Source organism: Mucilaginibacter sp. 320_HR, from assembly GCF_059691875.1.
The window spans coordinates 1,099,358-1,120,352 of the sequence record NZ_JCAWAI010000001.1; the positions used below are offsets into that span (position 1 = coordinate 1,099,358).

Below are 20,995 nucleotides of genomic sequence, written 5' to 3' on the forward strand. Positions count from 1 at the left end.
ATTATAAGATGAAAAGATTTAATCACAAACTGATCATTATAGGGTCTGTTGCAACCCTTGCCTTCTCTATGTCGTGCAAGAAGTTTCTCGATAAGACGCCTACTAACACGCTGAACAGCACAGTGTTAGCAAATAAGGCCGGTGTTGATGGATTGTTAATTGGTGCTTACGCGCTTGTTGATGGTAGCTACAACGGTCAGCCAGGGGCAACCTGGAGCACAGGTACTGATAACTGGATATATGGTAGTGTTGCTGCTGACGACGCTCACAAAGGCTCGACTCCGGGTGACCAGCCAGATGCTGCTGCTATTGAAAGCCGCACACCTACAGCCACAAATGGTTACCTTGATCCAAAATGGCGTGTAATGTTCAACGGAGTACAGCGTGCGAATGACGTTTTGCGCGAAATTCCATTGGTGAAAGATGGTTCATTATCTGCAGACAATATTGCACAAGTTACTGCCGAAGCAAAGTTCTTACGTGCCATGTTTCACTTTGAAATGGCTAAAATTTGGCGCAACGTGCCTTATGCTGATGAAACCGTTACTTATGATAATGGTAATTATAACATTGGCAACCCGGGCCCTATATGGGACAAAATAGCTGCGGACTTTGCAGCAGCGGCAGCAGTATTGCCAGAAACACAGCCACAGGTTGGCCGTGCTAACAAATGGGCTGCGAAAGCTTTCCAGGCGAAAGCGCTAATGTATGATCATAAATATACTGAGGCTCTCGCTATCTTGAAAGATGTTATAGCAAACGGTAAAACTGCCGGTGGCGCCAAATACGCTTTAGGTAAGTATGCAAACAACTTTAACCCATCTACAAAAAATGGTCCTGAAGGTGTGTTTGTCGCACAAACTTCTGTTAAAGACGGTGCTAACGGCTTAAATGGTAATGCTGGTTCTACGCTGAACTTCCCATCAGGTGGCCCTGCTACTTGCTGCGGTTTCTTCCAGCCGTCATTCAGCCTTGCAAACGCATTTAAAACTGATCCGGTAACTGGTTTGCCATTAGTAGATACTTACAATAATACTGATCTTAAAAACGATCAGGGTATAGATGCATCAGCTGCATTTACACCATCTACTGAAACGCTTGACTCTCGTATAGATTGGACTATTGGTCGTCGTGGTATCCCTTATCTTGACTGGGGTATTCACCCTGGAAAAGCCTGGGCTCGTGACCAAGAAGACGGTGGCCCTTACAGCCCTATCAAAAACGTGTACTATCAAGCAGCACAAGCATCAACTTCCGACACTTACGGCGGTTGGGCTGCAAACCAGTCTACTGCTAACAGCTACAACATCATTCGTTTTGCTGATGTTATCCTGTGGGCTGCAGAGTGCGAAGTGGAAGTGGGATCGTTAGAAAACGCCCGTGCTTACGTAAACCAAATACGCACCCGTGCAGCTGATGCTACCGGTTGGGTACATACTTATGTAGACGATACAAAGCCAACAGGCGGTTACACCAGCACTCCTGCTGCTAACTATAAGGTAGGTTTGTATCCTGCAGGTTCTTTCACTGACAAAGCTACTGCACGTAAATATGTTCAGTTCGAGCGCAGGTTAGAATTTGGTATGGAAGGTCACCGTTTCTTCGACTTACAACGTTGGGATGGTATCACTGGTGGGCAAATGGGTAACGGTTTTATGGCCGCCCAAATCAATGCTTATCTTGATCACGAAAATCATGTACCAAATTTCCCTATCGAACTTATTAAACAAGCTAAATTCACCGCAGGTAAAAATGAGTTGTTCCCTATACCACAGGGTCAGATCGACGTTACCCAGGGTGCTATCAAGCAAAATCCTGGCTATTAATAGCTAATACGCTACTTTGAAGAGGAGGGGGTTTTTACCTCCTCCTCTTTTTATTTATTCAACATTTGTGTAGTATTGATCTGATGAAAACGTGCAGGCTGCTGTTGCTATTTGTATTACCACTCGCTTTTATTTCCTGTAAAAAAAATACCCTCTTCCAACGGGTAGACTCTTCCCATTCGGGGATAAAATTTAATAACCTCATCGTAGAAAACGATTCGATAAATCCGCTTGATATGTTAAATATCTACAACGGTGGCGGTGTAGGTATCGGCGATTTTAATAATGACGGTAAACAGGATATTTATTTTATTGGCAATGCAGTATCAAACAAGCTTTACCTTAATAAAGGCGATATGAAGTTTGATGATGTTACGGTTAAAGCCGGTGTAGGTGGCAAAGGCGGATGGGGTCGCGGAGTTGCAATAGTGGACATTAACAACGATGGACTAGCCGATATTTACGTCTGCAATACGTTACTTAATAGTCCTGTAAAGCGAATGAACCTGCTTTACATTAACCAGGGGCCAGATAAACAGGGTGTTCCTCACTTTAAAGAGGACGCCGAAGCTTACGGTTTGAATATAAATGTTCATTCTACCATGGCATCGTTTTTTGATTATGACAACGATGGCGATTTAGATATGTACCTTACTGTTAACGAGGCACAATCGACTGATAACACAAGTGCGTTTCGTACGCTTGCTAAAGATGGCTCTGCGCGCAGCACCGGTAAGCTTTATCAAAATGAGTACAATCCGGTATTGAAACACCCGGTTTACAAAGACGTTTCACAACAGGCAGGTATCCTGATAGAAGGATATGGCCACGCAGCCAGTACGGTAGATATAAACCGCGACGGCTATAAAGACATTTACGTTACAAACGATTTTCTGCCCAACAACATCCTCTACATAAACAACCACGACGGCACATTTACTGATCGTTCTAAAGAATATTTTAAGCACACTGCAACGAGTGCAATGGGTCAAGACATACAGGACATCAATAATGATGGCCTTGCAGATGTATTTGAACTGGACATGGATCCCGAGGATAATTACCGCAAAAAGATGTTCTCGCCGCCTTTACAGTATCAGCTTTATCAAAACTTTGATCGCTACGACTACCAGTATCAATATAATCATAACACCTTGCAGCTAAATCAGGGTCCGCGTTTGGGTCAAAACGACAGTATAGGCGCGCCGATCTTCAGTGAGGTGTCTTTTTTTAGCGGGGTGGCACAAACCGATTGGAGTTGGGGGCCGATGATTACCGATTTTGATAATGACGGTTTTAGAGATATTGTAGTAACTAATGGTTACCCACGTGACGTTACTGATCACGACTTTATTGCATTTCGGGAAGAATCGTATGCAGTAGCCAGCAAGAAACAAGTTTTGGATCAGATACCAGTTGTAAAAATTGCGAATTACGCGTTCCACAATACCGGTAAACTTGGGTTTGAAGATGTAACCAAAAACTGGGGATTAGATATCCCATCTTTTTCAAATGGAGCTGCTTACGCTGATTTAAATAATGATGGTGCAATGGACATGGTCATTAATAATATTGATGATGAGGCGTTTGTTTATCGTAACACTTCACGCGATAGCGACAAACCCAACAACAATTATCTGCAAATAAAATTTACCGGTGGTGCCCAAAATCGTGACGGCATAGGTGCATGGGCAGATATTTACTATGACCATGGCAAGCACCAGGTATATGAAAATACACCATACAGGGGCTATCTTTCCACTATCCAAAATGTTGCTCATTTTGGACTGGGTAATGTTACTACTCTTGATTCTGTGGTTATCAGGTGGCAGAACGGAAGAAAGCAAACTCTTAAAGAAGTTAAAGCAAATAGCTTGCTTAAGGTGTATATTAACGATGCAAAGGATAGCTATGTTTTGGAAGGCCAAAGCGTTAACAAGACGTCTTTGTTTGAGGAAGTAACTAAATCCCTCGGCATTAACTATGTTCACCAGTCAGAGGATTTCATTGATTTTAACATACAGAAACTTATTCCTCATAAACTGTCCGAGTATGCACCTGCCGTGGCAGTAGGTGATGTGGATGGCAATGGGTTTGACGATATGGTAGTAGGTGGTACATCAAAGTATCCTGCTCAGCTGTTTTTACAGCAAGCTACCGGCAAATTTCTACAGCGTAATTTAACGTCAACAGCGGCATCAACCATAAAATATAAGGACGAAGGACTGCTGCTATTTGATGCCGACGGCGACGGCGATCTTGATCTTTATGCGGCGAGCGGAGGGTACGAGTATGAGCCTAACTCGTCAGCCTATCAGGACAGGATTTATGCTAATGATGGAAAGGGTAACTTTATACTACAGCCAAATGCGTTACCGGCCAATTTTACCAGCAAACTTTGCGTAAAATCAGTAGACTATAACAAAGATGGTTCACCAGACTTGTTCGTGTCGGGCAGGGTGGATCCTTGGAACTATCCTAAGCCGGTGTCCAGCTTTGTGCTGCGGAACGATAGTAAGAACGGTCAGATTAAATTTACTGACGTTACACCAACTGCGGCAAAAGACCTAAAAAATATTGGGCTTGTTTGCGATGCCACATTTACTGATTATGACAATGATGGTTGGCCCGACCTAATACTTACCGGAGAATGGATGCCTGTTACTTTCCTGAAGAACAATCGTGGTGTTTTTAAAAATGAAACTCAGGCAACCGGTGTAGCTGGTAAGCTGGGATGGTGGAACACTATTGCCGGTGGTGATTTCGACCATGACGGAGACATTGACTACATTGTAGGTAATACAGGTACAAATACTTTCTACAAGGCTACAGACCAATATCCTGTGTATATCACTGCTAAAGATTTTGACAATAACAATAGCTATGACGCTTTCCCATCATTGTTCCTGAAAGATAAAGAAGGAAAGATGCAGGAGTACCCGGCACTTACCCGGGACGATATCGTTAAGCAAATGATAAGCATGCGTGTGAAATATCAAAACTACAAGTCCTTTGCAGTTTCTACTATGGATTCTGTGCTTACACCGGAGATGCGGAAAGGCGCCTTGAGGTTAAAAGCTAATGAGCTGAGATCTGTCTACATGCGTAATGATGGTAAAGGTAAGTTTACAATGATGCCTTTGCCCGCGCAAGCACAATTATCGCAGTTAAGCGGTATTGTGATAGATGATTTTGATGGAGATGGTAATTTGGATGCGGCCCTTAGCGGTAACGACTATGGTACCGAAGTAGCCACTGGCAGGTACGATGCGTTTAACGGTTTGATATTAAAAGGCGATGGCAAGGGTGGTTTTAACCCTCTAACTATACAGCAAAGCGGTTTGTTCATTCCTAATAACGGTAAGGGTCTCGTAAAACTTCGCGGCACTAATGGGCGGTATTTACTTGCAGCCACACAATATAAAGATGCTATGAAGCTGTTCCAGCTAAGGAGGACAATACGCGCCGTTGCCTTGCAGCCGGGTGATATGTTCGCTACAATAAGGTACAATAATGGCAAAACGTTCAAACAAGAGTTTTATAACGGTCAATCTTTCTTGTCACAGTCGGGCAGATTTTTTAATATTGACAGTTCTATGGCTCAGGTGATTATTACAGACATTGCCGGTCATAAAAGAAATATACCCACCAATTAATTGTAACTGTTGAGATGATGAAGTTCTATAAAGTATTATTTGCCGCTGCCCTTTGTTTGTTTTCTTTTAGTTGTGTTAAAAAGGACAAAATAAAATTAAAGAAAGATGCTGATGTATTGCACGAGAATGTAGATCAGCTTACGCAAGTAATCATTTACGACGTTTTTACTCCGCCTGTGGCGGCCCGTATATACGGCTATACATCTTTAGCGGCTTATGAGGCAATGCGTTTTGCTGATCCTAAATACAACTCGATAACTGACCAACTACACAATTTCAAAAAAATGCCTCAGCCCCAAAAAGGGAAAAAGTACAACTATACGTTAGCTGCTACAAAGGCCTTTTTTACAGTGGCCCGTAAGGTTACATTTTCTGTTGATACGCTAAAAAAGTACGAGGATAAAGTATATGCGATGTACCAGGATAATTTGGACGACTCTACTTACGCCCGTTCTGCAGATTTTGGTGAAAAGATAGGAAAAGCAATACTAGCACGTGCGGCAGTAGATAATTATCCGCAAACACGCGGTAAGCCCCGTTTTTTGGGTACAAGCGATAATGGCAAATGGCGCCCAACAGCGCCTGACTACTTGGACGGCGTAGAATATTGCTGGGGCACAATGCACACATTTGTTGTAAAATCATCATCTGACTTCGCTTTACCTCCGCCCCCTGCATACAGCGAAGATCGTAACAGCGTTTACTTTAAACAAAATGTGGAAGTTTACGAACAAAGCAAGAACCTTACTGCCGATCAGCTACAAATAGCCAAGTTTTGGGATGATAATCCTTTTGTTATACAGCATAACGGGCATATGATGTTTGTAAACAAAAAGATAACTCCTGGTGGACACTGGATAGGAATTACCGCTATTGCATGCAAAAAAACCAAGGCTGACGCGGTTAAGACCGCACAGGCATATGCTCTAACTTCTATAGCTTTGTTTGACGCATTTATTTGCGGATGGCAGGTGAAGTATACCACGCAATACATTAGGCCAGTAACGGTAATCAATGACAAGATAGATCAAAAATGGTTGCCACTGTTACAAACACCGCCATTCCCGGAATATCCTAGCGGACACAGCGACATCAGCGCTGCTTCAGCAGTAATACTTACACATCTATTTGGTGACAACTTTGAGTATGATGACACCAGTGACCTGCGTTATATTGGCCTTCAGCGGCATTTTAAATCATTTTTAAAAGCATCTGATGAAACGTCTATCAGTAGATTTTACGGCGGTATACATTATAAAGTTAGTGTAGATGCCGGTGCCACTCAAGGCCGGCAGATAGGCGAATACATCTGGAATACCCTGAAACTGCAAAACTAATCAGTTATATTTTTATCAAAAATGAGAAAAGCGTTCTTATACTCTTCTTTTATACTATTAGGCGGAGCGGCGCTTGCTGCAAGTACATTAATTTATGGTTGCGGGGGTAAAACAAGCAATACCACTCAACTTACCGGTGATACAATAGCTGATGGCAAACATTTAGTTCAGCGGCATTGCACCCGCTGTCACTCATTAGTGCCGGTAGATGCGCTAACTAAAGATGTTTGGACCGTGCACACCCTTCCAGCTATGGCAGGTTACTTTTCAATCAAAACTTACGGCGCGGACTATTATAAGGAAGAAGGAGACACCACCGGCCTTTCCTTATTGGAGTGGCAAGCTATTGCAAGTTATTACAAGAAATTAGCGCCAGACACATTGCTGCCGGCAAAAGCACCTGTAGCCCTTTCTAAAGATTGGGCAGGTTTTACGCTTAGGAAAGCCGCACGTAGCAACGATATCAGCTTTACAACCATGATCACCGCTAATCCTGCAACTGGCAAAATTTACAGTGGGGATGTGGTATCTGGCATGTTAACTGAGTGGGACAGTCAGCTTAAAATTTCAAAGAGCATAAACCTACCCTCCGCGGCAGTTAACCTCAACTTTCTTCCAGACTCTGCGGGCGTAAAGCAGGCTATTGCTTCCTGTATTGGCAGGCTGGACCCAATAGACTTCCCCAACGGGCGTATTTTTAAAATAAATCTTGGCCCTAAACTTACAACATCACAAATGCAATCGGAACTGCCAAGGCCGGTACAAACTTTGTCAGCCGACCTCGACAAGGATGGCAATGCAGAAACCATCATATGCTCGCCGGGTAATCTCAAAGGCGGCGTATATGTGTTAAAGCAGGATCCAAAAACAAAAAGCTATAAGCAAACAGCAATAACAGAAAGGCCGGGAGCGGTGCAGGCAGTTACTGGTGACTTTAACAACGACGGTTTTACAGATTTAATGGTGCTTTATGGTGTAAACGATGAAGGGTTAGCCATGTACCTAAACAACAAAAAACGTGGGTTTGATACTCATGAGCTGCTTAAATTTCCGCCAGTGAATGGTTCGACAAGTTTCCAGTTGGCGGATTTGGACCACGATGGTGATCTTGACCTGGTTTACACCTGTGGTTATAACTTTCGAGATTCTCGCATTTTAAAGCCTTATCATGGAGTTTACATTTATAAAAATACTGGTAGCTTTAACTTTAAACAAGAGTGGTTCTATCCTATAAACGGCTGCAGCAAAGCAATAGCAGCCGACTTTGACGGCGACGGAGATTTGGACATTGCTACTATAGCGTTTTTTGCAGATATGAAAAATAATCCTGCCGAAGAGTTTATTTATTTTGAGCAGGATAAAGGACTGCATTTCAAGCCACATGCTATACCGGTAAATAAGAACGGGCGTTGGATGGCTATGGACGTTAATGACGTGAATGGTGATGGTAAGCCGGATATTTTACTGGGGAATTATGCAAGTGGTTTTTTATTTCAGCCAAACTTTTCACCCAATTGGGATGAGAATACTCCGTTTATTGTACTCGAGAATCACATTAAAAAATAATCCTGTATAAATAACAGGCGGGACTGAAGGATGGGGCGTATAAAGTTAACTTCAAATAAACTAGCTATGGGTATAGTCGCTGTTGTAACGGCGGCTATATTTGTTTTAAACGGCTGTGATAACCACCCACATGTTAATACACCTGCGGAAGACATTACTGCCGGCAAGCAGCTTTCGCAAAAGTACTGCGGCAGCTGCCACCGCTATCCTGACCCACAACTACTTGACAAATCTACCTGGGAAAGGGGTATAATGCCGCAAATGGCTAAACAACTAGGCATACAAAGCGAAATGGGCGGCTATTATGCTGACGAACACTCAGCATTAAGCATGGCCGATTGGCAGCGGATAATGACTTATTACCAGAAAGTAGCGCCTACCAAACTCACAATGCCTGCACGTGACGCAGTTACTGATTGGGCGAATTTTAAGCTTAAACTATCCCCTGTAACAAACCGGAAAGGCGCTACTGCGATGACTACGATGGTAAAGCTGAACCCTTATGATGGTTTCATCTACACGGCCGATGCAGGCAATAACCTGCTAAAGTGGGATGCAGGGCTAAATGCTAAATTGGTTAAAAAGATGCCGTCCCCGGTATCTGATGCGATATTTAATCGATTGCCGAAAGGTGAGAATACCGGAATTTTCAGCTGCTTGGGGGTACTACCGCCTAATGATTATTTAAAAGGCAGCTTGGAGAGTGTCGATCTGAAAACTAGCAAACCTGTAATGAAAACACTTATGGATAGCTTGCCTAGACCGGTATTTACGGCATCAGCAGACTTTAACAAAGATGGACTTCAGGATTATATTGTTTGCGGATACGGTAATACAACGGGCGCTTTATTTTTGCTACAACAAAAGGGAAATAGCAGCTATAAAAAAATAGTAATAAGAGCTGTACCCGGCGCAATACAGGCTGAAGTAGGGGACTTTAATAATGACGGTTGGCCGGATGTAATGTGTTTATTCGCTCAGGCAGACGAAGGTGTTTGGATGTTCCTGAACAACAAAAAAGGAGGATTTATTACCCAAAATTTGCTTCACTTTCCGCCGGTTTACGGTACCAACAGCTTTCAGTTGGTTGATATGAATAAAGATGGATTGAAGGACATTGTTTATACCTGCGGCGATAACAATGACTACTCCAATATATTAAAACCGTATCATGGGGTTTACGTCTTCAATAACCTTGGCAACTGGAAGTTTAAACAAAGCTACTTCCACCACATTAATGGTGCATCTAAGGTGATGTCGGCAGACTTTGATGGCGATGGTGATTGCGATATGGCAGTAATTGCATTTTTCCCTGATTTTGTAAACCATCCTCAGGAGGGGTTTACTTATCTTGAACAAACAGCGACCTGGAAGTTTAAAGCACATGAAATACCTATAAACAGATACGGGCGGTGGATAGCAATGGAAGTGGCAGACATAGATCACGACGGCGACCAGGATATTGTACTAGGTAATTTCTCTATTTATGCGGACAGGCTTATCAACCAAAAAAACTTTAAGCCCAACTGGGACATGTACCGGCCGTTAGTGGTTTTGGAGAATAAAGGTAAAAAGGTTAATTAATGTTTACAGCTGCGTAATTGAGGATATTTGCGAAATATTAAATAAAAAATAGTACTATGTATTGCATAATACCATGTAATGTTTATTTTTGTCTCAATATAATTTTATCAGAGATGAAAACTGTAGTAAAAAACCTTAAAATGATAACAGTCAGCATAATGCTGATTGCAGTGGCTGCTTGTAAAAATGGGCACACTACCACCATTGTTGAACATGATGACAACCATCATCAAAAAATTAAATACAGCGGCACAATTGTATTTAATCCCACAAACGATGGCATAGAGCACATTTCGCCGGGCGGGTACCTTGAGTTTGAAGATAACGACAAAAAGTTTGAAGCGAAGCAGCACACGGTAGGCGGAATCTATTACCGCTTTAATGGAGATAGCGAAATTAACGTGCTTGACGCCGATCAGAAAAGGCTTGTTGCAAATGCGGTAAAGGCTATAGAAAAAGCAAACAGAAGACACTAGAAAAAGAACTTGGATATAAATGTGAGCATTTAAGTGCCCTGCATTTATATCCAAGTTTACAATTAATCATCAAATTGCTTCAAATTCGTTTTAATATTCTAAATGTTGAGAATAGCACAAGCAAAACATTTTTGATATTATAGGTTGTTAAGCATTTCGAGTGAAAACTTATCCAATCCGCTTACTACAAGGTCGGCTTTGCTCAAAGTCTCTTTTGAGCCGATACCTACAGCTTTCATTCCTCCATTCTTTGCAGCTTCCACTCCGGCTACAGCGTCTTCAAACACCACACAATCTTCAGGCGTAACTCCAAGTGCTATTGCACCTTTTAGAAACACCTCAGGGTCAGGTTTAGGATTGGTAACACTGTTTCCGTCAACCACTGCATCGAATAATTGCGCTAACTGTAGTTTGTTCAATATGGTTGGGGTATTTTTACTTGCCGAGCCTATGGCTGTTTTAATTCCGGCATCACGGCAGCTTTGTACAAATTCCCGTGCGCCTGGTAATATTTCAGCAGGCGTCATTTGGTTTATCATTTCGTTGTACCACTCGTTTTTACGAGTGGCCATTTCCACTTTTTCAGCATCGGTCTTATCAATAATATTGCCCCAGCTTAAAATGTATTCAAGAGAAGCCATCCGGCTTACACCTTTTAGATGTTCATTTTGTTCTTCGGTAAAGTCGAACCCCATTTCGTTTGCAAGACGTTTCCAGGCTTGGTAATGGTATATGGCGGTGTCTACTATCACGCCGTCGAGGTCAAATATGCAGGCTTTCATCTGTTTATAAAGTTTACGGCAACAAAGGTATTGCTTCACTTGTTAATAATTATTCTAAATAGTTTCGCATTTCTATTTGGATTAATTATAAATAGTAGCATATTTGCATTGTTAATGGTTACAACGACACAAACTTCTGCTACCCCTACATGGGCCAATGTGTTCAGCACAGCCAAAGGAGCTATATATCAGTGCGACGAAGAACGCTGCTGGTATGTAGATTTTGCAGGTAAGGTTGCCAGGTTTGATTATCGCTGCTTGCTTAAACTAAAAAAAGCAGTTTATCACGTAGATATAGAAGACCGTCTGCTCAACAGCGGTAAAGACCCTGATGTCGAGATTATCTTTATTTGTGCTTGTGATCACTGCTATGTGCTTTCGCTATTGCAGATTATCGCATTGAAGGAGATACTTGAGGGTACCTTTGTAATGTTGCAGCTCAACAACATTATTCACGACGTGCTTTATCGCGTTGCCTGATATTTAGACTGAATTCATATTGTCTTTATTTAATCTTTCCCGGCACTTATAACGTTATACTTGTGTACCTAACAAATCGGCATGCTTGTTGCCGTAGTATTAACATATAATTGCAACAGTAATGAGAGATCTTATCCGCATAAAAAGCCTTATTTCTACTGAAGTTGAGGCTTTACTAAATCAGCAAGTTAAAAAAGAAGCCTATTCATCATCAGCTTACCTGGCTATGGCTTCATGGTGCAACCGTAATGGTTTCGATTATTCTGCCGAATACTTTTTTAAGCAATCTGAAGAAGAACGTGAGCATCAGCTTAAGTTTTATAAATACATCCTGGATATGGGTGGCAACGCTATCTCTCCGGATGTTAGCGGCATAAAGCAAGAATACAACTCTTTCCGCGAGGTTTTTGAGGATGCTTTAGATCAGGAGATTAGTGTTACTCAGTCCATTAAGAACATCTACGCACGCTGCTTAAAAGAGCAGGACTTTGTAACTAATGAATTCCTGAACTGGTTTTTAAAGGAGCAGCGTGAGGAGGAATACAAAGCCCGCCGTGCTCTGGAATTATTTGAAGTGATTGGCGAAGAAGGTACAGGCCGTTGGGAAATTGATAAGCATGTTGGTAAGATAAAATACGACAGCGAAGCTTAATTATCTCTCTAATAGCTTTAAAACATCCTTTTCGGAATATTCTTTTAACCAGATATTACCTGGAGATATACTACAGACCGGTGCCCAATCGCACCGGTCTGTGCATTCTATACGGATTACTTCCACATCCTGCCCGTGGTACTTGGCAAACTTCTTTGCAGTTTTAAACATATCCTTGCCGCCGCGTTTAGCGCACTTACTGCCGGTACACACATATAAAACTTTATCGGGTATAGGGAACTTGCTCATTTGAATTTCATTAATAACTATCGAATATCGGGTTTAGTTTCAATTGCAAGGTAACTTAAGTAACACACTAATCGATGTTGGGCTAACTTATTTCCCATCCAAGTTTTTACTTTAGCGGCATGCTTAAGAAAGCCTTCATCTCCTGCCTTTTTCTTGTTTTGCTAATTACAGCTTGCAACCGCCGGGAGGAAACACTTTATAAAGTAGTTAAGATAAAAGACGGTGATACAATGGAGCTGCTGTCTCCCGACCATCAGAACATAACCGTACGGCTAGCGGAAATAGATTGCCCCGAAAAAAGCCAGGCATTTGGTCAGGCGGCAAGGCAATTCACGTCCGATCTTTGCTTTGGAAAGTACGTCAAACTCGTCGAAAACAACAAAGATCGTTACGGGCGTACAGTAGGGCAAGTGTTGTTGGAAGATGGAACAAACGTTAACTATTCCATTGTGAAGAATGGTTATGCCTGGCAGTACCGTGCGTACTCTAAAAGTATGGAGCTTGCCATGTTGGAACAGTCTGCCCGGCAAAACCGCCTAGGCCTGTGGCAGGACGCTAATCCTACCCCGCCATGGAACTTTCGTAAAAATGAGAAAGCGGTGCGCAAAGACACAACAGACCCAAACGGCATTACAAAAAACGCCGAAAACATTACCAGCCTTAGCCTGCTTTATAATATCCGTGGATTTGGTAACTTGGTGCCAGATAAACCTTTCTATGAAGATATTTAAGGCCGTATTTTCCTGCATAATTACAGTTGCGCTAATATGGGCACTACAGCACAAGTTTGGTGATGTACCACCTATTGGGAACTTTTTAAACCCAGGCAGCGGCTTTTGGGCAAATGCTGAAAGTAAAGATTCAGATGCTCCGAAACAGCTTAAGCTGAAAGGATTACAAGAGGAGGTTACCGTAAAGTTTGATGAAAACCGCATCCCACACGTTTTTGCTGCTAACGATCACGACCTTTATTTTGTGCAGGGTTACTTAACCGCTCGAGACAGGTTGTGGCAATTGGATATACAAACCCGCAGTGCGTCTGGCCGACTGTCTGAGGTAGTAGGGCCAAAAGCACTGGAGGTGGACAGATACCACCGGCGCATGGGAATGGTATATGGTGCAGAGCACGCCGTTGACGCCATGATGAAAGATCCGGTGATTAGTAAAGTTATAACAGCTTACACCGACGGCATAAACGCTTACGTGCACAGTTTGTCTCCTAAGAACTATCCAATAGAATACAAACTTCTTGATTATAAACCCGAGGATTGGAAGCCGATAAACTGTGCATTTTTGCTCAAGCTGATGTCTGAAACACTGGCAGGCGGCACTAACGAGCTTGCGATGACCAACGTGCTAAATAAGTTCGGCGCTAAAATAACCAACGATCTTTTTCCTGATTTTCCAATGCATGAAAGTCCAATAATACCTGTAGGTACAAAGTGGGACTTTAAGCCGCTACCCATTCCACAGCCCCCAGCCGCGTCCAAGGCGCAGATGCTTGAGGGTATGCATGTCAAAGAAAAAATTGAAGGAATTGGCAGTAACAATTGGGCTATTAGCGGTAGTAAAACTGCATCCGGCTATCCTATTCTTGCTAATGACCCGCATCTTAATTTAACCTTTCCATCTATATGGTACCAAATGCAGCTATCTGCACCAGGTATAAACGTGTACGGAGCTACCCTGCCAGGCGCACCAGGCGTAATTATCGGCTATAATCAGCAAATAAGCTGGGGGGTAACTAATGTAGATGCTGATATACTGGACTGGTACCAGCTTAGGTTTAAAGATGAATCGCGTAGCGAATACTGGTATAACAACAAATGGAGCAAAGTTGCCCACAGGATAGAAGTTATCAAAGTAAAAGGTCAACCAGATGTAGTCGACACCGTACGTTACACTAGGTTTGGACCTGTTGTTTATGACAATGCAGCAATGGCAAAGAAAGGTCGTGACAACATCCCGGTAGGCAATGCGCTACGTTGGATAGCGCACGACGAGTCGGATGATCTTAAAGCTTTTTACCTGCTTAACCGCGGCAAGAACTATAATGACTATCGCGAAGCGCTGACTTACTATGCAGCACCTGCACAAAATTTTGTTTTTGCTTCTGCGGATAACGACATAGCGATCACTCCGAACGGAAAACTACCGTTGAAGTATAAAGACCAGGGCAAGTTTATAATGGACGGTAGTGACCCAGCTAATGAATGGCATGGTTGGATACCTAATGATCAGAATCCAACTGTAAAGAACCCGCCAAGGGGTTTTGTAAGTTCGGCCAACCAATCCTCTACCGATCCTACTTATCCGTATTATATCAATTGGCAGTTTGCACCTTACGAACGTGGCAAGCGCATCAACGACCGTCTTAGTGTTATGCAGAAAGCTACCATAGACAGCATGCGGGTACTTCAAACAGATACCTATAGCATACGTGCACAGGATATACTTCCGGCCATGTTACGGCAGCTTGATATAACAAAGCTTGACGCCAACCAACTTAAAGCTTACAATATTTTAAAAAGCTGGAATAAGTTTTTTGATGTTGGATCGGAAGGAGCATCAATGTTTTCTGTCTGGTGGACAAAGTTTTACTCAGAAACATGGGGCGATAGCTTTGGAGGCGTTATGCAACTACCTTCTATGGACAAAACTGAAGAGCTGCTGATAAAATCACCTAATTCCGTTTGGTTTGATGACACCAGAACACCCATAAAAGAGAATGCGGCCGATCTGCTAAGCCGCACCTTCAACACAACGGTTAACGAACTGCTGAAGCAACATGGTGCACCGGGTAATTGGCAGTGGGGCAAAGTTAAGCACTTTGAAGTAAGCCATTTAGCTAATCTGCCCGGCTTTGGCTCCGGTAATTTCGCTATTGGGGGCACCGGTTCTACCGTAAATGCGTTAACAGAAGGGCACGGCCCATCCTGGCGTATGGTTGTACAAATGGGGCCGGAAGTAAAGGGTTACGGTATTATTCCGGGCGGGCAATCAGGCAACCCTGGTAGCTTTTACTATGACGATATGCTGCAAACCTGGAAGGATGGAAAACTAAATGAATTGCTTTTCCTGCAGTCGCCTAAACAAAAATCATCCCGTATCAAATCAACTTTAATCTTAAAAAAATAGTTATGCTGTTCTCTATCATATTGCTGGCAACGCTTATTCTTACTTATTTACTACCTTGGTGGACTGCTTGTATACTGGCATTTATTGTGGCATTGTTTATAAGCAGGAATACTTCCCATTCATTTTGGATGGGTTTCTGTGGTATGGGATTAGCCTGGCTCGCGATGGCTATGCTGGCGAGCTTTCCTAATCAGCACATATTAGCGGTAAGGGTGGCGCAACTATTCCACGCTTATAGTGTGGTTGCGCTATTTGCAATAACGGCCCTAATTGGAGGCTTGGCAGGTGGTATGTCTGCGATGTCGGGCTTTTTGGTTAGAAAGGCAGCAAATATCAATAGCCTGAACAAATGAAAATGGCGCCAAACGGCGCCATTTTTCATTTGTTTTGAATGCTACTAAAATGCTGTTAACGTTTCTTTCAACTGCAATACTGCCGGTACGTTACTTGTTGATCTTTCGAATATTGCACCGGATGTGGTGCCTTCGCCGTAAAATTTAGAGTTAGCACTTTTATTAATTGCAAGGTTTGAGCCGTTCACGCTGACGCCTGCGAAAAGGCCTTTGCTGCGCGAGTAAGAGTAAACCTCGGCTTGTAGTTTGTAATCCGTGCTGGCTGTAGAACTACGTCCAACCGGGCCGGCGGCTGCGGAAATGTCTCCACCGATAGTGAAGTCGCCGTTCTTAACTTTTGTAAGTACTCCCTTATTACGGAACACCAGCACCAGATCAACCGACTGCACACCTATCTGGAAACCAATACTGCCACCAGTTAACGTAACAAATACAGGGTCACTCCATTTACCGTCAGGTAGTTTCACCATAGCTACGCCGTTACCACGTTTGCCGCCGATACCAAAGCCTGCATTAATTAGTTTAGGAATAATAACAACACCCTCATATTCCTCTAGTAACTGGCGGGGAATGCTCTCTTTCATTTTGCCAAATTCTTTAAGGACGTTGGTTGCATCGTGTAGTTTCTCAATGCCTTTCTCGTCTGTAGATTTTGCTGATGTAAGTATTAGAAACGCGCTCAACAGAAATGTTAAGCTTAAAAATTTGGTAATCTTCATAATAGTTAGGGTTATGTATTTTGTTGTAAGTATGAGTAAATAACTAAAAAAAAGAGATAATGTTATTGCCGCAGCCTCAAAACAGCCGTATGGCGGCCAAATTTTACAGCTGCGTTATCCTGAAGTTTGTGATTAAGCTATCTTTGACCCTGCATGACAAAGCCAACCAAAGAGCAGGTATTCTCCATTACAAATCAGGATCAGTTTAACGCTGCCGCCTTGCAGGTGTTTAATTATCAATTTACTAATAATGCTATTTACAACACCTTTGTAAAAGCTATTGGCCGAAGCGCAGCTAGTGTAACATCTGTTGAACAGATACCTTTTGTGCCGGTAGAGTTTTTTAAATCGCAACGGGTGGTTACGGGAAGTAATACAGAAGAAGTTGTGTTTACCAGTTCCGGAACAACGGGTATGATCACCAGTACCCATCTGGTAACAGATGTAAGCTGGTATGAGGATAGTTTTCGTCGGGCCTTCAAGTTATTTTATGGTGATGTGAAAAACTACACTGTTCTGGCCTTGCTGCCTTCATACCTTGAGCGTGAAGGCTCTTCGCTTATTTACATGGCTAAAGACCTTATAGAGCAATCAGGCAATCCGGACAGTGGCTTTTTCCTGTATGATCATGATAAGCTTTACAGTATTTTAAAGAAGCAACAAGCAGATGGAAAACCAACTCTGTTAATAGGGGTAACCTTTGCCTTACTTGATTTTGTGGAACAGCATAGCATTAACTTTCCTGAACTCATAGTTATGGAAACAGGCGGAATGAAGGGCAGGCGGAAAGAGATGATCCGTGAAGAACTTCACACAATTCTTTGCAGCGGCTTCGGGGTAAAAACCATACATTCTGAATATGGTATGACCGAGTTGCTTTCTCAGGCATACTCAAAAGGCGAGGGAGTATTCAATTGTCCACCCTGGATGAAGATTATACCCCGTGATACTAACGACCCGTTAACGCTTATTGAAGGTGAAAAAACTGGTGGTATAAATATTATTGACCTGGCCAACATCAACTCTTGCTCATTTATCGCCACTCAGGACTTAGGACGTGTTTACGCCGATGGTTCTTTTGAAGTGCTGGGCCGTTTCGACAATTCGGATATCAGGGGATGTAATTTATTGGTAGGATAACGTTACACCAGGGCTGCTTATTTTTTAATTTACAATGGCAAAAATTTTTAATTTTGCAACCATCACAACATCAACGATATGATTGATAAATTTTTGAAAGAAGAACAAGATCCCAAAGCTGTTGAACGTATTTACGGCCGTTTGGTTGACCTGCTTACAACAGGCGAGGAGATATTGTATATAGCAGTACAAAAAAAACCGATTGTAAATCTATTCCCGGATTGCATCGCGCTCACCAACAAACGTATACTTTTCTTTACCCCAGCAAACCTCGGTCTGTCTATAAAGTTTGTAGACTTCGTATGGAAAGATATTGTTGATGTTTACACTAAAGAAGAAATTATAGGCGCAGTATTCAGTGCGAAAACGGTTAACGGTGCCGAAATGGGCGTAGATTACTTGCCAAAGGTTCAGGCTCGTAAACTTTACCAATATGCGCAGGAACGTAAGGAAAACGAGCGTGAACTTCGACGTCAGCGTGAACTGGAAGAAAAGCGTGCCGAATCTGGTTCATTTGATTTAGCACATACTACGTCTGCGCCATACCAGCCAACAGCTCCAATCGTACAGCCGCCTGTAGCCGCGCCAGATCCGGTAGTTGCACCAACACCAACTCCCGCGCCGGTAGTGCAAGAGGAACCTAAAAAGGATGAGTTGACAGAAAAGCTAAAACGTTTGAAAACGTTGTTCGAGAACGGCTTAATCTCGCAGGAGGAATATAATTCCAAAAAGCTGGAGTTATTAAGCGACTTCTGAGAAGTTTAAGAACGCGACAACTTGATAAAAAAGAAAGGCCCTTCAATATTGAAGGGCCTTTCTTTTTTATCACATCATCAACATTATTCGGCAATTATCAAAAAGTAATTTTTCTTACCTTTTTGTGCTACCAAGTATTTATTGTTAAGGAGTTGTGCGGTTGTTATTACATCTTCCGGCGTGCCGACCTTTTCACGATTAATAGATACCCCGCCACCCTGAATTTCTTTCTTTGCTGCAGTTTTAGATGGGAATACTGTGGTTTTTCCACCTAGTAAATCGGTAGCGTTGATGCCGGCGGCCAATTCATCTTTGCTGATAGTGCAATTAGGCACGCCACTAAACAGGCCAATTACCTCGTTGTGGCTTAGCTCGTTCAGGAATTCTATTCCGGTTCCGCCAAAGAAAAACTCGGTGGACTTTATAGCTTTTATAAACTCTGTTTCGCCATGCACACGTATAGTAATATCTTTCGCTAAAGCCTTTTGTAATACGCGCAGGTGTGGAGCTGCGTTATGTTCTGTTTCAATGGTTTCTATGGTGTCTCTTTCGAAAAGAGTAAATATCCTGATGTAGCTTTTGGCATCGTCGTCGGTGGTGTTTAGCCAAAACTGGTAAAACTTGTATGGAGAGGTCTTTTCAGCATTCAACCAAATATTGCCGCCTTCAGATTTACCAAACTTGGTGCCATCTGCTTTTTTTATCAATTGGGTGGTTAAAGCAAAAGCTTCGCCGCCTGTACTTTTACGGCGAATAAGCTCTGTCCCTGTAACAATATTTCCCCATTGGTCGCTACCACCCATTTGCAGCGAGCAATTATGGTTCTTCCACAAGTAGTAAAAATCGTAACCCTGTACTAGCTGGTAAGAAAATTCAGTGAACGACATCCCTTGACCAGTCTCGCCATTCAAGCGGTTCTTTACCGAATCTTTAGCCATCATGTAATTCACGGTGATGTGTTTACCCACATCGCGAATGAACTCCAGAAAGTTAAAGTTCTTGAACCAATCGTAGTTATTTACCATCTCTGCGCTATTCGCACCGCTGTTGAAGTCCAAAAACTTTTTCAACTGATTCCGAATGCCCTCTAAATTACGTTGAAGATCTTCTTCAGAAAGTAAGTTACGCTCTGTAGATTTTCCCGATGGATCGCCAACCATCCCGGTAGCACCGCCAACTAGAGCAAATGGCTTGTGCCCGGCACGCTGAAAATGTATAAGCGTCATGATCTGGGCAAGGCTGCCCACGTGGAGCGAATCGGCGGTTGGATCGAAGCCGATGTACCCCGAAGCCATACCTTTATTCAACATATCTTCGGTGCCCGGCATTATGTCGTGCAGCATGCCGCGCCAGCGTAGTTCTTCTACAAAATTCATCTTTGTATTGCTTAAAACGGCAAATATATAATAATAATTGGTTGAGTACGGGCAAGTAAATGGCTTTGTAAATGTAAACAGAGCGTGATATTGTGGTTATATCTTAGCTTATGGCTGTAGTTTATCGGATTTTTTTTGTTTATTGTGAAAACAGGTAATTACAACTGCATCTATGAATTTTCTGTCGCATTATTATTTTGACCGGGATACAACTGATTGCTACTTTACTCTGGGTACTGTATTGCCAGACTTGTTAAAAAATGCTGACAAGTCCATTGTTTTACATCCGGAAAAATTAGTGCATGCTGATGGTGCAGTAAATTCTATAATAGCCGGATGGAACAAACATTTGCTGGTAGATAAGTTTTTCCACTCATCGGAATTCTTTCTTTACCATTCACATACATTAAAAAACCTGTTAACGTCGGCAGTGTCGGGTTCTCCGGTTAAACCGTTTTTCCTGGGCCATATAGCTATAGAGTTGATACTGGATAATTTGCTGCTTACAACAGGTGAGGTTGACGTAGATGATTTTTATGGACATCTGAATAATTGTCACAAGGGCGTTATATCAGAGTTTCTGGACTTTGCCGGAATGAAAAACCCGCCAGTGTTTTCTAAATTCTACGAAAGCTTTAAAAGCAGCCGCTATCTTAGTACCTATGTCCACCTGGACAAGGTTACCTACGCACTTAAGCGCATTTGCATGCGTGTTTGGCACGACCCTTTTAAGCCAGAACACGAGTTAGCAATGACAGAGGTAATATTAGCTTATAGGGAGTTCATACTAAACAGCTTTATGAGTATTTATGAAGAGATAGAGAGAAAGATGAAGCTTGTTTAATACTGTGCTGAATGATCCTGAAACTTTTTATTTAAAAATGCTTTTACCAGGCAGTTTGGTT

The 20,995-nt window shown here is 42.5% G+C and carries 18 protein-coding genes; 14 read left to right on the forward strand and 4 right to left on the reverse strand.

Going from position 1 to position 20,995, the window contains the following annotated elements; translation table 11 throughout:
- Positions 1 to 8 precede the first annotated feature (8 nt).
- The 6 genes from AC59GT_RS04965 (at position 9) to AC59GT_RS04990 (ending at position 10,445) form a co-directional block, all read left to right on the forward strand.
- Positions 9 to 1,826, forward strand: a complete 1,818-nt coding sequence (locus AC59GT_RS04965) for a RagB/SusD family nutrient uptake outer membrane protein (RefSeq protein WP_497236599.1) — start codon at positions 9 to 11, stop codon at positions 1,824 to 1,826.
- Positions 1,827 to 2,062: 236 nt separating this feature from the next.
- Positions 2,063 to 5,482 carry a VCBS repeat-containing protein gene (locus AC59GT_RS04970; protein WP_497236600.1) on the forward strand — a complete coding sequence of 1,140 codons (3,420 nt, stop codon included), beginning with the start codon at positions 2,063 to 2,065 and terminating at the stop codon, positions 5,480 to 5,482.
- A gap of 14 nt (positions 5,483 to 5,496) precedes the next feature.
- Positions 5,497 to 6,819, forward strand: coding sequence for a vanadium-dependent haloperoxidase (locus tag AC59GT_RS04975; protein ID WP_497236601.1), 1,323 nt, complete (start codon positions 5,497 to 5,499; stop codon positions 6,817 to 6,819).
- A gap of 21 nt (positions 6,820 to 6,840) precedes the next feature.
- Positions 6,841 to 8,385 carry an FG-GAP repeat domain-containing protein gene (locus AC59GT_RS04980; RefSeq protein ID WP_497236602.1) on the forward strand — a complete coding sequence of 515 codons (1,545 nt, stop codon included), beginning with the start codon at positions 6,841 to 6,843 and terminating at the stop codon, positions 8,383 to 8,385.
- Positions 8,386 to 8,451: 66 nt separating this feature from the next.
- A complete protein-coding gene (locus AC59GT_RS04985) occupies positions 8,452 to 9,969 on the forward strand; it encodes an FG-GAP repeat domain-containing protein (RefSeq protein WP_497236603.1) in 1,518 nt (505 codons plus the stop codon).
- Between the two features lie 113 nt (positions 9,970 to 10,082).
- Entirely contained in the window at positions 10,083 to 10,445 is a 363-nt protein-coding gene (locus AC59GT_RS04990; RefSeq protein ID WP_497236604.1) for a hypothetical protein, read from the forward strand.
- 137 nt (positions 10,446 to 10,582) lie between these two features.
- On the opposite strand, the gene pgmB is transcribed toward AC59GT_RS04990, so the two are convergent.
- Positions 10,583 to 11,227, reverse strand: a complete 645-nt coding sequence (gene pgmB / locus AC59GT_RS04995; RefSeq protein ID WP_497236605.1) for a beta-phosphoglucomutase — start codon at positions 11,225 to 11,227, stop codon at positions 10,583 to 10,585.
- A gap of 114 nt (positions 11,228 to 11,341) precedes the next feature.
- On the opposite strand from pgmB, the gene AC59GT_RS05000 reads away from it, so the two are divergent.
- On the forward strand, positions 11,342 to 11,707 hold the full coding sequence (locus AC59GT_RS05000) for a hypothetical protein (RefSeq protein ID WP_497236606.1): 366 nt from the start codon (positions 11,342 to 11,344) through the stop codon (positions 11,705 to 11,707).
- 121 nt (positions 11,708 to 11,828) lie between these two features.
- Positions 11,829 to 12,359 (forward strand): ferritin, encoded by a 531-nt coding sequence (locus tag AC59GT_RS05005; protein WP_117384998.1) that lies wholly within the window; start codon positions 11,829 to 11,831, stop codon positions 12,357 to 12,359.
- Here AC59GT_RS05005 and AC59GT_RS05010 read toward each other — a convergent pair whose 3' ends face one another.
- Complete coding sequence (locus AC59GT_RS05010) at positions 12,360 to 12,608, reverse strand: (2Fe-2S) ferredoxin domain-containing protein (protein WP_497236607.1); 249 nt, start codon at positions 12,606 to 12,608, stop codon at positions 12,360 to 12,362. It abuts the gene before it with no gap.
- A gap of 119 nt (positions 12,609 to 12,727) precedes the next feature.
- On the opposite strand from AC59GT_RS05010, the gene AC59GT_RS05015 reads away from it, so the two are divergent.
- Genes AC59GT_RS05015 through AC59GT_RS05025 form a run of 3 tightly spaced genes read left to right on the forward strand, consistent with a single transcriptional unit; the run spans position 12,728 to position 16,099 of the window.
- The gene (locus AC59GT_RS05015; protein ID WP_497236608.1) at positions 12,728 to 13,339 is read left to right on the forward strand and encodes a thermonuclease family protein; all 612 of its coding nucleotides are present in this window, start codon (positions 12,728 to 12,730) and stop codon (positions 13,337 to 13,339) included.
- Positions 13,326 to 15,746, forward strand: coding sequence for a penicillin acylase family protein (locus tag AC59GT_RS05020; protein WP_497236609.1), 2,421 nt, complete (start codon positions 13,326 to 13,328; stop codon positions 15,744 to 15,746). Before AC59GT_RS05015 ends, AC59GT_RS05020 begins: the two co-directional genes overlap by 14 nt.
- A 2-nt stretch (positions 15,747 to 15,748) precedes the next feature.
- Entirely contained in the window at positions 15,749 to 16,099 is a 351-nt protein-coding gene (locus tag AC59GT_RS05025) for a hypothetical protein (RefSeq protein WP_497236610.1), read from the forward strand.
- A 44-nt stretch (positions 16,100 to 16,143) separates the two neighbouring features.
- Here the strand turns inward: AC59GT_RS05025 and AC59GT_RS05030 are convergent, their stop codons facing one another.
- Positions 16,144 to 16,818: a lipid-binding SYLF domain-containing protein gene (locus AC59GT_RS05030; protein WP_497236611.1), complete on the reverse strand. Its 675-nt coding sequence runs from the start codon at positions 16,816 to 16,818 to the stop codon at positions 16,144 to 16,146.
- Between the two features lie 153 nt (positions 16,819 to 16,971).
- On the opposite strand from AC59GT_RS05030, the gene AC59GT_RS05035 reads away from it, so the two are divergent.
- Complete coding sequence (locus tag AC59GT_RS05035) at positions 16,972 to 17,958, forward strand: acyl transferase (protein ID WP_497236612.1); 987 nt, start codon at positions 16,972 to 16,974, stop codon at positions 17,956 to 17,958.
- 78 nt (positions 17,959 to 18,036) lie between these two features.
- Positions 18,037 to 18,714, forward strand: coding sequence for a PH domain-containing protein (locus AC59GT_RS05040; RefSeq protein ID WP_497236613.1), 678 nt, complete (start codon positions 18,037 to 18,039; stop codon positions 18,712 to 18,714).
- 83 nt (positions 18,715 to 18,797) lie between these two features.
- Here AC59GT_RS05040 and tyrS read toward each other — a convergent pair whose 3' ends face one another.
- On the reverse strand, positions 18,798 to 20,090 hold the full coding sequence (gene tyrS, locus AC59GT_RS05045) for a tyrosine--tRNA ligase (RefSeq protein WP_497236614.1): 1,293 nt from the start codon (positions 20,088 to 20,090) through the stop codon (positions 18,798 to 18,800).
- A gap of 172 nt (positions 20,091 to 20,262) precedes the next feature.
- Between tyrS and AC59GT_RS05050 the strand changes: the two genes are divergently transcribed.
- Positions 20,263 to 20,934 carry an ACP phosphodiesterase gene (locus AC59GT_RS05050; RefSeq protein WP_497236615.1) on the forward strand — a complete coding sequence of 224 codons (672 nt, stop codon included), beginning with the start codon at positions 20,263 to 20,265 and terminating at the stop codon, positions 20,932 to 20,934.
- Positions 20,935 to 20,995 lie beyond the last annotated feature (61 nt).